Origin of the sequence: Nocardia carnea (assembly GCF_029868325.1) — a bacterium.
Classification (GTDB): Bacteria; Actinomycetota; Actinomycetes; order Mycobacteriales; family Mycobacteriaceae; genus Nocardia; species Nocardia carnea_C.
Map to the genome: position 1 here is coordinate 24,010 of NZ_JARWNW010000085.1, position 12,218 is coordinate 36,227.

Annotated in this window: 12 protein-coding genes; 5 read left to right on the forward strand and 7 right to left on the reverse strand. The window is 67.6% G+C overall.

Translation table 11 applies throughout. The features are described from left to right. Positions 1 to 76: 76 nt before the first annotated feature. The 5 genes from QH196_RS04735 to QH196_RS04755 all read right to left on the reverse strand — a co-directional run bounded on the left by QH196_RS04735 (position 77) and on the right by QH196_RS04755 (position 4,069). A complete protein-coding gene (locus tag QH196_RS04735; RefSeq protein ID WP_280414510.1) occupies positions 77 to 346 on the reverse strand; it encodes a hypothetical protein in 270 nt (89 codons plus the stop codon). Positions 347 to 548: 202 nt separating this feature from the next. Next, complete coding sequence (locus QH196_RS04740; RefSeq protein WP_280414511.1) at positions 549 to 1,631, reverse strand: NAD(P)H-dependent flavin oxidoreductase; 1,083 nt, start codon at positions 1,629 to 1,631, stop codon at positions 549 to 551. Beyond that, positions 1,628 to 2,386, reverse strand: coding sequence for a CoA-transferase subunit beta (locus QH196_RS04745; protein WP_280414512.1), 759 nt, complete (start codon positions 2,384 to 2,386; stop codon positions 1,628 to 1,630). The genes QH196_RS04740 and QH196_RS04745 overlap by 4 nt, the downstream gene beginning before the upstream one ends. After that, entirely contained in the window at positions 2,383 to 3,264 is an 882-nt protein-coding gene (locus tag QH196_RS04750) for a CoA transferase subunit A (protein ID WP_280414513.1), read from the reverse strand. Before QH196_RS04750 ends, QH196_RS04745 begins: the two co-directional genes overlap by 4 nt. Positions 3,265 to 3,304: 40 nt before the next feature. Further along, positions 3,305 to 4,069: an enoyl-CoA hydratase family protein gene (locus tag QH196_RS04755; RefSeq protein ID WP_280414552.1), complete on the reverse strand. Its 765-nt coding sequence runs from the start codon at positions 4,067 to 4,069 to the stop codon at positions 3,305 to 3,307. A gap of 66 nt (positions 4,070 to 4,135) precedes the next feature. Between QH196_RS04755 and QH196_RS04760 the strand changes: the two genes are divergently transcribed. The 5 genes from QH196_RS04760 (at position 4,136) to QH196_RS04780 (ending at position 9,872) form a co-directional block, all read left to right on the forward strand. Beyond that, positions 4,136 to 4,942, forward strand: a complete 807-nt coding sequence (locus QH196_RS04760; protein ID WP_280414514.1) for an SDR family oxidoreductase — start codon at positions 4,136 to 4,138, stop codon at positions 4,940 to 4,942. Positions 4,943 to 5,003: 61 nt separating this feature from the next. Continuing rightward, positions 5,004 to 5,915, forward strand: coding sequence for an SDR family oxidoreductase (locus tag QH196_RS04765; RefSeq protein WP_280414515.1), 912 nt, complete (start codon positions 5,004 to 5,006; stop codon positions 5,913 to 5,915). 1,574 nt (positions 5,916 to 7,489) lie between these two features. Continuing rightward, positions 7,490 to 8,335: a hypothetical protein gene (locus QH196_RS04770; RefSeq protein ID WP_280414516.1), complete on the forward strand. Its 846-nt coding sequence runs from the start codon at positions 7,490 to 7,492 to the stop codon at positions 8,333 to 8,335. Positions 8,336 to 8,340: 5 nt separating this feature from the next. Then, on the forward strand, positions 8,341 to 8,853 hold the full coding sequence (locus tag QH196_RS04775; protein ID WP_280414517.1) for an ImmA/IrrE family metallo-endopeptidase: 513 nt from the start codon (positions 8,341 to 8,343) through the stop codon (positions 8,851 to 8,853). Then, the gene (locus tag QH196_RS04780; protein WP_280414518.1) at positions 8,850 to 9,872 is read left to right on the forward strand and encodes a hypothetical protein; all 1,023 of its coding nucleotides are present in this window, start codon (positions 8,850 to 8,852) and stop codon (positions 9,870 to 9,872) included. The genes QH196_RS04775 and QH196_RS04780 overlap by 4 nt, the downstream gene beginning before the upstream one ends. Before the next feature lie 226 nt (positions 9,873 to 10,098). Here the strand turns inward: QH196_RS04780 and QH196_RS04785 are convergent, their stop codons facing one another. Together QH196_RS04785 and QH196_RS04790 are read right to left on the reverse strand one after the other, a co-directional pair. Beyond that, positions 10,099 to 10,515 carry a helix-turn-helix domain-containing protein gene (locus QH196_RS04785; RefSeq protein ID WP_033244044.1) on the reverse strand — a complete coding sequence of 139 codons (417 nt, stop codon included), beginning with the start codon at positions 10,513 to 10,515 and terminating at the stop codon, positions 10,099 to 10,101. A gap of 433 nt (positions 10,516 to 10,948) precedes the next feature. After that, on the reverse strand, positions 10,949 to 12,112 hold the full coding sequence (locus QH196_RS04790; protein ID WP_280414519.1) for a steroid 3-ketoacyl-CoA thiolase: 1,164 nt from the start codon (positions 12,110 to 12,112) through the stop codon (positions 10,949 to 10,951). Positions 12,113 to 12,218 lie beyond the last annotated feature (106 nt).

Here is a 12,218-nt window from a genome sequence, read left to right on the forward strand (position 1 = left end):
ACGGTAGCGCTCGGTACCGACAGTCCCCGAGGGTGCATCAGTCCGCCGTGCACCATCGACAGGATATGGGTTTCGGTTAGGCGGAGCCGCGGCCGTTGATCGCTCCACCCGAACTGAACAAATCCCGCGATGCCGCTTCGATCTCGGCTTCGGTGAGTGGCTCGTGAGCCGATTCGTACTCGGCGACGATCTCGGTCAACCCGTCCATCTCGAGCCGGTGGCGCACCGCTTCGGTGATATATGCCGACATGTTGCGTTGACCGGCCCGGTCGCGGACAGCAGTCAGCAGATCGGTCGGCATGGATACCGACACGGTGGAGGTTGAGTCCGGATGTGCAGTCGACACCGGTCCATTGTGCGATTACAACCGTCGGCCGGTTCGTTCCGTCCCGGCGCTGCTCGGAGCGAAGTGTGCCCAATGTCCCAGACCTGACCGACTACCGCAGGTTCGGGACCGGCCCAGCCTGCCTGATCGGCGACCCTTGCGCCGGCTGTGCTGTACGACAAGGCCCCGCCCCACATTGGGGCGGGGCCTGGCTTGTTTCGGGTCAGTTCGCCGATTCGGCGCTCTGGGGGAGGGTGGCGAGGGTGCCGATCCGGGCGACCGCGTCCGTGACGACCCGGTCGATGAGTTCCTGGCAGGTCGGGAGATCGTCCAGGATGCCGCTCACCTGGCCGGCCGCGAGCACACCGGCTTCGGTATTGCCTTCGACCAGGCCGGCGCGCAACAACATCGGGGTGTTGGCGGCCATGATCACCTGTGACCAGGTGAGGTCCTTGGCTTTGCGCATGGCCAGGCCGTCGCGGACGAGGGTCGACCATTTCATTCCGGTCATGCTCTTGAACTTGGTGGCGTTGCCGACTGCCGCGGTGAGGCCGCGGATACGGCCGGAACCCTCCAGCTTCTGTACGAGTTCGGTGTTGAGCACCCGGTGCGGCATACCGTCGACCTTCGTCGAGACCACCGTTTCGCCGAGCGGGCGGCGCAGGTACTCCTGTTTCACCGAATCCGGGACACTGCTTTCCTGGGTGAGCAGGAACCGGGTGCCCATGGCGACACCGGCAGCGCCGTAGGCGAGGGCGGCGGCCAGGCCGCGTCCGTCGTAGAAACCGCCGGCCGCGACGACCGGGATGTCGACGGCGTCCAGTACCGACGGGAGCAGCAGGGTGGTCGCGACCGGGCCGGTGTGCCCGCCGCCTTCACCTCCCTGGACGACCACGGCGTCGGCGCCCCACGAGGCGACCTTCACCGCGTGCTTGGCGGCGCCGATCGACGGAACCACCACCACACCTGCGTCTTTCAGCTTCGCGATGAGATCTTTTTTCGGCGCCAGCGCGAACGAGGCGACCTTCACGTTCTCGCGGATCAGCAGGTCGATCCGCTCGGGCGCGTCGGAGGCATCGGCACGGATGTTCACGCCGAACGGTTTATCGGTCTGCGCCTTGGTTTTGGCGATGGCCGTTTCCAGTTCGGCGTAGGTCATGGTGGCCGAGGCCAGGATGCCCAGGCCACCCGCGTTGGAGGTGGCCGAGACCAGGCTCGGACCCGCCACCCAGCCCATCCCGGTCTGCACGACGGGATGTTCGATCCCGACCAGTTCGGTCAGCGGGGTCCGCAGCCGGGGTGTCACTGCGGGACCTCCTTCTCGCGGATCTTCTTGGGATCGAGGACCTCGCGGATGATCCGCAGTTCCTCGTCGCTCGGCAGCCGGGTTTCCCCCGCGGTTCCCAGGTCGGCGATTTCGAACGAGGTGTTCTCCGCGACCTCTCCGGCGGTGACGCCGGGGTGCAGGCTCAGCGCGCGCATGGTGTGGCTGGGCCCGCCGAAATCGAAAACGCCCAGGTTGGTGACCACATGGTGGACCTTCATGAACCGGTAGGCGGGGTTCTCGGGGTCGATCTTGTCGTAGCCGATCCCGGCGACGATATCGACCTGATCGCAGAACACCCGTTTGCTGTGCCGCGCAACCCAATAGCTGGTCGGATGGTTGATCGTATTTCCCGGCGCGCCGCGGACGCCGAACATCTGCCGGGTCGGCTGCTGCAGCGGGCCGAAGGCGGAGAGGTTCTGGTTGCCGAAGCGGTCGATCTGATTGGCGCCCATGACCACATGGCGGCGGCCCGAGGCCAGGACATCGAAAACCCTGCGGAACGGGATCCAGCCCTCCACCGGTGCCTTACCGCCGATGGGTGGTGTTTCGGCGAGGAAGAACGCCTCGCCGTCGGAGAGCAGCAGATCGGGTTCGAAGGTGAGTTTGGCGAGCCGGGCGCCCAACTGTGCCATCGGCGTCATCGGGCTGGCGAAGATTTCCCCGGCATCCCGGAAGATCTCGGCGCAGGCGGTCGCGCACACCTCGGCCCGGGTGATGGTTTCGGTGCTGGTCACGACTGCTCCTCCTTGAATCGCGCGACGGCGGCCTGGTAGTCGGCTTCGGAGCCGCTGAGGTAGGTGTCTACGAAGGTCTGCCAGGTGTCCGGCGACTTGGCGGCTTCGACGTAGTGGCGCTGGAATTTCTCGTCGCGCCCGTAGCTTTCCCCGCCGAGGGTGAAATGCGCGCCGTTCGGTGCCTCGGCGACCGCGTCGACCATCATGCGGTTGAGCAGCAGCGATTGCGGCGGCACGGTTTTCACCAGTTCCTCGGTGTCCACGATGCGCTCCACCGACAGGTATCGCTTCTCGGCCGCCATGCAGAACAGGTCGTCCATATAGGGATCCACACCCTGGTATGCGGCGTTCCCGTGGGCGTCGCCGATGTTCAGGTGCACAAGCGCGGCGTCGAGGTTCAGCGCGGGCATGGCGATCAGGGTTTCCGATTTACCGTCCGGGCCCGGGTAGGGCGAGGTGACGGTGGTCAACTCGCCGTCCCAGAAATTCGGTACGTCCGAGCCGAGGCCGGCGCGGATCGGCAGGAACGGCAGTCGCGCCGCGGCCGCCTCCAGCCCGCATTTGAGCATGCCCTCGTCCATCTCCCGGGCCACGATCTGCCCGGAGGTGCGGGCTTTGGCGAACCACGGATCGTAGAACGGCGCCGAGTCGAGGGAGACGAAACCGTAGTAGGCCTTGCGGACCTTGCCGGCCGACAGCAGCAGGCCGAGGTCGGGGCCGCCGTAGGTGACGACGGTGAGGTCGGTGACATCCGACCGCAGCAGCGCCCGCACCAGGGCCATCGGCTTACGCCGCGACCCCCAGCCGCCGATGCCGATGGTCATTCCGCTACGCAGTTCGCCGACGATCTCGTCGAGCGATTTCCGCTTGTCTCGCATGGTTTTACGCTCCATCAATCAACGATCCTCCGGATCGGTGTCAGTTCTTGTCCTTCTGCGCTGCCAGGTCGTCGTCGAACCGCTCGCGGATCTCGTCCGAAGCGCCCGAGAGGTTCAGTTCGAAGGTGAACCCTTGTTCGTAGCGGTAGCTGCGGTGTACGTCCTGCAGGTCGATTCCGTTGAGCGCGCGTTTGGCGGCCCGGATCACGCGACCGTCCTTGGCGGCGATGTCCTTGGCGACCTCGAGCGTCGCGGCGTCGAGTTCGTCGCGGGGGACCACCTTCAGCACCGAGCCGTAGTGGTGCAGCTGCTGGGCGGTGGCCGTGCTCGCGGTGAAGAAGAGCGCGCGCATGAGGTGCTGCGGGACCAGCCGGGACAGGTGGGTCGCCGCGCCGAGCGCGCCGCGGTCGACCTCGGGCAGCCCGAAGGAGGCGTCCTCGGAGGCGATGATGATGTCGGAGTTACCGACGAGGCCGATCCCGCCGCCGAGGCAGAAGCCCTGGACCGCGGTGACGACCGGGACCGGGCAGTCGTATACGGCGGCGAAGGCCTCGTAGCAGCCGTGGTTGGCGTCGATCAGCGCCTGGTGGCCCGGTGTGCGCTGCATTTCCTTGATATCCACGCCGGCGTTGAAGCCCCGGTTCTCCGCGCGCAACACCACCACCCGGGTCTGCGGGTCGCGCCCGGCGGCGCGGATCTCGTCGGCGAGGGCGAACCAGCCGTCCGAGGGTATGGCGTTGACCGGCGGATAGTCGACCGTGACTACGGCGATACCGGCGGATTCCGAATGGCGGGTGATCCCCATCGCGTATCCCATCTCGCATTCTCGAGCATCTTGGCTAAGCAAGCAATTGCTTGGTAGGTTAACACGGTGGCACTCGAAATCGACCTGTCCGATCGCGTCGTTCTGGTAACCGGAGGCGTCCGAGGTGTCGGCGCCGGTATCAGCCGGGTCCTGCTGACCGCCGGCGCGACCGTGGTGGCGTGTGCGCGCCGACCGGCGGAAACACCTGTGGAAGCAGGCGGGCGCGCCATCGACTTTCTGCCCTGCGATGTCCGTGATGCCGAGGCGGTGCGCGAGATGATCGCGGAGATCGTGCGCCGGTACGGCCGGCTCGACGCCGCGGTGAACAATGCCGGGGGAGCGCCCTATGCACTGGCGGCCGACGCCAGCCCGAAATTCCACACCAAGATCATCGAATTGAATCTGCTCGCTGCCCTGCACGTCGCGCAGGCGGCGCAGGCGGTGATGAGTGAACAGGAAACCGGCGGGTCGATCGTCAATATCTCCAGTCTGAGCGGTCACCGGCCCTCACCCGGTACCGCCGCCTACGGTGCGGCCAAGGCCGGAGTCGACGCGCTCACCGTCTCCCTGGCCGCCGAATGGGCGCCCCGGGTCCGGATCAACTCGCTGGTCGTCGGCGCGGTGGAAACCGAGCTCGCCGAATTGCACTACGGCGACGCCGACGGGGTGGCCGCGGTCGGGCAGACCATCCCGATGGGCCGGATGGCGCGGCCCGACGATGTCGGCAACGGGGTGGCGTTCCTGCTTTCTCCGCTCGCCGGATACATCAGCGGCGCCACCCTGCAGATCCACGGCGGCGGCGAACCGCCGGCCTTCCTCTCGGCCGCCAACGCCACTCATTCCACCGGCACGGCGAAAACCGCACAGTCCTGACGCGGCCGCCGCCTCATCGACGCGACAACACCAGTTACGACCATCGACGATAGGAACGGATATGGCAACCGAGGGCATCTGCGCCGGACGGACAGTCATCGTCACCGGCGCCGGCCGGGGAATCGGCCGCGCGCACGCATTGGCCTTCGCGGCCGCGGGCGCGAAGGTCGTGGTCAATGACATCGGCACCAGCCTCAGCGGTGAATCCACGGCGGAAACGCCCGCCGAGCAGGTGGTTTCCGAGATCCGCGCGGCCGGAGGCGAAGCTGTCGCCAACGGCGACGATGTGGCGAGCTGGGATGGCTCGCAGCGGCTGATCCAGCAGGCCGTGGATACCTTCGGCGGCCTCGATGTACTCGTCAACAACGCCGGTTTCGTTCGCGACCGCATGCTGGTCAATCTCGCCGAGGACGAATGGGATTCGGTGGTCCGGGTTCATCTGAAGGGGCATTTCGCCACCATGCGGCACGCGGCCGCGTATTGGCGTGCGGAATCCAAGGCCGGCCGTCCGGTCGACGCCCGGATCATCAACACCAGCTCCGGCGCCGGCCTGCAGGGCAGCGTCGGCCAGGGCAACTACGGCGCCGCCAAAGCGGGTATCGCCGGCCTGACTCTCACCGCATCGGCCGAATTCGGCCGCTACGGCATCACCGTGAACGCCATCGCGCCCTCGGCCCGCACCCGGATGACCGAAACGGTTTTCGCGGACATGATGGCCAAGCCGGAGGATGGTTTCGACGCCATGGCGCCGGAGAACATCTCGCCGATCGTGGTGTGGCTGGGCAGCCCGGAATCGGCCGGGGTGACCGGCCGGATGTTCGAGGTCGAGGGTGGTCGTATCGCCCTGGCCGAGGGCTGGCGGCACGGTGTCCCGGTAGACCGCGGAACCCGCTGGGATCCGGCCGAACTCGGCCCGGTGGTGGCGGAACTGATCTCGAAGGGCGCCGCGCCGGAACCTGTCTACGGGGCATAAACCCCCTACCTGAGCGCCCGGCGGGCCGCATAGTCGAGTCTGCGCCCCGCCGGGTTGCTCTGGACGTGTGGACGGACCGGCGGTGAACGTTGGTAGTGCGCCTCTGCCCGACCCTCCGGCGCACCTGCGGTAGCCCTGCCGCGTGTCCGAGTGGCGCTGCTCCACGGTCGAAGTCCGTGCGCGATCCGGTCACGTCCGTTACAGCGTCGCGTCCCATGCAGCAGAGCAAGCAGAGGGACAGCATGGTTCGGGCGCGCCGCAACCTCCGCGTCCGCATGCCCGACTCCAGGCTGGGGGCGGAGCGAACCTTCGCGTGCTGTCGAACGCACAGCCGCGGTGCCAACTGAGTCACTGTTGTGGCGATCGGGCCGATTGCTGCCGGCGTACACAGCCGAGGCCGATACACGATTCGCGGAACATCAACAGTCTGCGGACTCGGGATATCTCTGTACGCCGAGCGCGGCGGCGGACGATCCGGGGCCTGGATGGTTGGTGAGCACACCCGGAAAACCTGTTGATCCGTCACGAGGGCGGATCGGGCGTGTTCCGGTGCAGCGCCTACTTCGGATGACACCGGGCGCATATGGACGGGTTTGCCCGGCCCGGGCCGCTGTGCAGAGCTGAGGGGAGTGCTCGCCGCCGACCGCTGTTACGGCGTGGTCGACCGCGTTGTACTGCCAGGGCCTCCAGCGCGGCGCCGCCGACGCTTTTCTGGTCGGACGACCAGCGTTGGGCCGAATCCGGCGACACCCGGCTGCGGGGACGGAACCGGATGCCGGCCGGAATCTGCCGCTGTGCGGGCGGCTCAGTTACCCGATCGGCCGAGCGGTGACTGTGAGTAATCCCATGCTCGATGGTGATATCGCGGCTGTGGCCTGTCGCTCCACCTGCGTCGAAGCGTGGGGCCGCTGCTGTCTCGCTGCATTGTTATGCGCCGGTCAGGGGCCTGGTTTACCATGGGCAACCATCTGTTCGTTCTGCCCGGAAGGCGTCATCACCGGGGGATCCGCAATATCGATCGAGGGGATGGCTGGCGCATGGCCGTTGGTCGCAGCAAGCGATTACTCGCAGTAGCCGGGGCGGTAGGTTGCCTGGCGCTACTCGGGGGGCCGGGATACGCAGCAGCCGAACCGGGCCGCTCGCCCAAAGTGGAGCAGGGGCCGACCGGAAGTGGTGGGAACGGGTTCACGCCGCCCGGCGATGCCGGGTCCGATCCGGGCTCCCGCGCACCCCTCGGGATTCCCGGCCGGTCGGACGAGGCGCCGGGCGCACCCGCAGGGCCCGGGGTCGCCGTGCCGGGGCAGGGTGACCGCCCGGGCGCCGGCCTCGGTACCGGCAGTGCCGGCGCACCCCCGCCCGCTGATGCGCCGCCCGCGCCGGCCGGTGTTCCCTCCGCCCCGGAGCCGAGCGGGTCGCCGGGCGCCGCCGGGAGCAGTGGTTCGGAACCCGGCGAGGTTGCGCAATGGCAGACCCTGAATATCCCGGGCCGCGAGAGCTCCGCAGAGACCGGTCCGACAGCTGACTCCGCGGCTCCTGCCGCACCGGCGCCCGCACCCAGCGAGGTTGCCGAACCCGTGGCCCCCATCGGTCTGGGCACCGCGCTCGGCACGATTCTCGGTACCGGCTCGGCAGCGGTCGGGTCGGCGGCACTCGCGCCGTTGGCGGTAACCGGCTCCGCGGCTGCGGGAACAGGGTCCGCTGCACTCGGTACCGGTTCCGCCGCAGTGGGTTCCGCCGGAGTCGGTCTGGGGGCCACCGGTTCGGCCGGCCTCGGTACCGGTTCGGCCTTGCTCGGAACGGGCTCGGCCGCAGTGGGTTCCGCTGGTGTGGGGGTACTGGGCTCCGGTTCGGCGGCTCTCGGTTCGGCCGGGGTCGGGGTGCTCGGTACCGGTTCGGCCGGGCTCGGTTCGGCCGCAGTGGGTTCCGCGGCCACGGGGTCGGCAGCCGCCGGTTCCGCGGCGACCGGTTCGGCGGCCCTGGGTTCGGCCGGTGTCGGTTCGGCCGCCCCGCTGCTACTTCTCCTGTTACCGCTGCCGCCGGTACCGCCGGCTCCGGTCGGGCCGCCGCTGGCGCTGCCCGCGCCCGGTGGCGCCGGTGCGGGCCCCGGCGCACCCAGCGTGGTGGATGTCGCGGTCGGGGCGGGGCTTCCCGCTCCCGCGGCCCCGGCCCCCGCCGCACCCGGTGCTCCGGTACCGGCCCCGAGCGCGCCGCCGGTGGCCGCCGCACCGCCGAATCACACGGTGCGTCCGACCAGCGCCGAAGGTGTGCTGCCGGAACCGGCGCTGCTGTCGGTGATCGGCGGGCTCGTCGCCTTGGCCATCGCCGGTGGCGGTTCGGCCGTGATGAGCTATCAGAGCGCCGCCCAGGCACAGGCGCGGATCGATGCCGCGCGCTCCGAATTCTTCGGAACGGGTGCGTGATTGCGATGACACAGAGCAAAACACAAAGCGCTCGGGCCTATCGCCGCGTCGCGGCCGCCGTGGACGCGGTGTGCGCGATCGCCGCCGACGCCGACGCCACCACCTTGGACCAGGTGGTGGAGGCGGTGGCCACCGAGCGGGGCCGGCCGATCGAGATCACCGATGCCGATCTCGGCCCCGGTGTCTGCGGGCAGCGGCGGTACTACCCGGCCAAGGACATCATCGTGCTGGCCAGCGCGCTGCCGAGTCGCGACCATACGCTCGCGCACGAGCTGGGCCATATCGTCTTCGACCACGAGGGTGCCCCGGCCACCGAGGTGACGCTCGAGGTGAGTGACGACCTGATCGCTTACATGCTGAGTCAGCGTGCGCATCAGACCGCCGTCGAGGACGGCGAGAACGACCAGGCCGAATGGGAGGCCGAAACGTTCGCCGCCATGCTGATGACACGTTTGCGCGTTTTCAACAGCCGGGGCGCGGGCGTCTCGGTCCTTCGATTCGATGAGGCTCTGGGATGACCTTCTGGTTGACCGCCCTCCTGGTTTGGGTCGCCGCCGGCGCCCGGGTGGGGCGTGTTCTCGTCAAGCCGGCGACGACTGCCCGGGTGGCGATCGTGGTCGCCGTCTCTGCCGTCGCCCTGGCCTGTACCGCGGCGATACCCGATGTGGGCCTGGCGATCGACAACTTACTGCCGGGCGGTCTGCCCGGTGGGTTGCTGTCCGAGGGCGTGGTCGTCGGTGCCTGGTTGCTGTTCGTCACCGCGACCTCGGTGGTCGCCTCTGCGGCCTGGCCGGTGGTTTCACGCCGGAATCTACGCCAGATCGCCTGGGGGGTTTACGGTCTCGGGGTTCTGGCGATCGTCGCCGCGGTGCTGTGGTCGTTCACTCTCGGCTGGGCGGTCGTCGCGGCGGCAGGGATTTTCATTGTCGTGACCGGTCTGCGCAATCTCAGCTGGACGGCGCTGGGCCGCGGTATTGCGATCTATATCGCCGGAACCGCATTGGTGATCGGGCTGGCTGCCGGGCAGATCCAGCGTGGCCTCACCGACGCCCCCGGCGCCGAGCCGGGTAAGCCGACGTGGGCGTGGCCGCTGTGGCAGGTTGCCGCGTTGCTGATCGCGTTCGGTGCCGTGTGGATCGTGGTCGAGATGTGGTTGCGGGCGCGGTTGTTGTTGCGCCGTGTGCAGAGTCTGCACAAGGTGATGGTGAAGCGGTTCCCGGAGGTGGTTCAGGAGGAGACCGGGACCTCCACCCAGCTCAAGGCCTCGGATCGGGTGGCGCAGATCATGGACGCGCTGTACTTGCAGTCGGGGGGCGGGGTGGAGATCGCTGCCGCCGGTGACCCCCCGGCGGCGATCGGCCGGCGAGCCGAGCGTGTTGCCGAATGGGCCAAGCATCCGCTGGGGCCGGCCGTGGTGGATGCCCGGTGGATCGCGCCGCCGGAGGGGATCAGCCCGCGCGGCTGGGTGCAGGCGATCGCCCAGGCCTTCGATGCACTGCCGGAACAGGCCGCGCAACCGGAGCCCGCTGCGCGCTAGTTGCCCGAGGTATGCAGGTACGTCCGTTACGTCACTGTGATAACACTCGGTGTGGCCCGGGAATCATGCCGAGTGGTCGGTACCGTGATTATCGGACACCGCAGATCTCGAAGCCGGTCGATTCTTATGCTGTAGAAATTCTTGTCTGCCCGGCCTGCCGGCTACCCCTGACAGGAACAGGCACGGTGCGATCCCGATCGGGACTGCACCGTGCCTGTTTCCGGTTCTATTCCGTTCCGTCCGGAGGAACTTCGGGCAAACCCTCGCTGGCGCGCAGTTTCTCCGCCATGGAGGTCAGCAGGTTCTGCGACTCCTCGGAGAGGTCGAAGGCCCGGCTGGACAGCCGCCGCAGCCCGTAACCCTGTAGCTGCGCCAGGAGTTCGAGGTCGTGGTCGATCTTCGCGGCGTAGATGTCGTTGAAGAAGTAGTCGGGCTTGACCTTGAAGAACTTCGCCAGGGCGGCGACCGTCTCATCGGACGGATTCGTCCGCTGGCCCGACCGTAACTGCGACAGATACGGTTTGGAGATCGGATGACCGGATGCCGTCAGTGCGGCCGCTACCTCTGCATTGGTGTGCGGCTTACGCCCCGGGGGATGCACGGTTTCGAACAGCTTGTTCAGCCGCGCCGCGAAATCAGCCATTGTGAGCCGCCCAATTCCCTTCACTGTACTAACAGTCGTTATCTCGGATACCTATCATTGATATTAGCGGCTCAGTAACTGAAAACCTACGCCTGATTCAGGATTTCCTTGAAGCTTCTAGGTTGTATCCGGGGAAGTGGACCGCGGTATCGCGTTTGCGGGTTACCCCGCACGGAACTTGTGGGCTGCTAATACCGCCAGGTAGCCGCCCCTCCCGGGGGTCTTCTCGGGCGGGCGGCGGGTAGCCTTCGGATTGCTGATGCCCCTTGTGAGGCACTGTATAGCGCTTTGTGTGGCGTACGACACGTCTGCTCAACGGTGAGATGAACGTTCAACCTACGTGTGGAAATTACGGAGATCCGGGGCTCATGCCTGTGAAGGGGCACTAACACCCCGGATCCGCTGGATCATCGTCGGTGAATTCGACGGGCCGTCACAGCCGTTCGATGATCGTTCCCGTCGCGAGTGCGCCACCGGCGCACATGAGAACCATTGCGGTACTGCGATCGGACCGTTCGAGTTCGTGCAGGGCGGTGGTGATCAGCCGGGATCCCGTCGAGCCGACCGGATGCCCCAGCGCGATCGCGCCGCCGTTCACATTCACCCGGTCGAAATCCGGCTTGTGGACCTGAGCCCAGGACAAAGCGACAGAGGCGAAAGCCTCATTGATCTCGAACAGATCAATATCGCCGATGCTCATCCCGGACCGTTCGAGCAATCGGCTGCAGGCCTGCACCGGTCCGTCGAGGTGGAACTCCGGCTCCGAGCCCACGAGGCACTGGGTCACCACCCGGGCCCGCGGCCGCAAGCCCTCTCGTTCGGCGGCCTTCTCGTCCATGAGCAGTACTGCCGCGGCACCGTCGGAGATCTGCGAGGAGGTGCCGGCGGTATGGATACCGCCCTCCAGTACCGGCTTCAGCTTGGCCAGGCTCTCCGCGCTGGTCTCCCGCAGCCCCTGGTCGCGGCTCACCTCCTGCTTCTCGCCGGTCGGGTTGCCCTCCTTGTCGACCACCGGGGCGGTGATCGTCAATACCTCGCGGTCGAAGCGGCCCTCGGACCAAGCCTGGGCGGCCAGTCGCTGCGAACGGACGCCGAGCGCATCGACATCTTCGCGAGTGATGCCGCGCCGCTTGGCGATCCGCTCGGCCGCCTCGAACTGGTTGGGCATATCGATATCCCAGGACGCGGGCCGCCGCGGCCCGGCCTGGTCGCCGACGTTGGCGCCCAGCGGCACCTGGCTCATCGCCTCGACACCGCATGCGATCCCGATATCGATGGCGTCGGTGGCGATCAGCCCGGCGATGAGATGGTTGGCCTGCTGGGCCGAACCGCACTGGGCGTCGATGGTCGTGGCGCCGATCTGCCACGGCAGCCCGGCGGCGAGCCAGGCGGTCCGCGTGATGTTGTTGGACTGGGCGCCGGCCTGGGTGACGCAGCCGCCGATGATCTGCTCGACCTTGGCGGGATCGAGGTGGGCGCGATCGAGCAGTCCGCGCTGGGCGAGACCGAGGATCTCGGCCGCGTGGAGCCCGGAAAGCCAGCCGTTGCGCTTACCGATGGGGGTGCGAGCTGCCTCGACGATAACGGGTGTGCCCATCTTGAACCTTTCGTTTCGGACAGAAAACTGTAACGTGTTCCGCACACGGGCGGAGGTAAGTTCAGTCCGGTTTCTTTCCTCGTTCTTATGCCTGTGCTTCAATGAT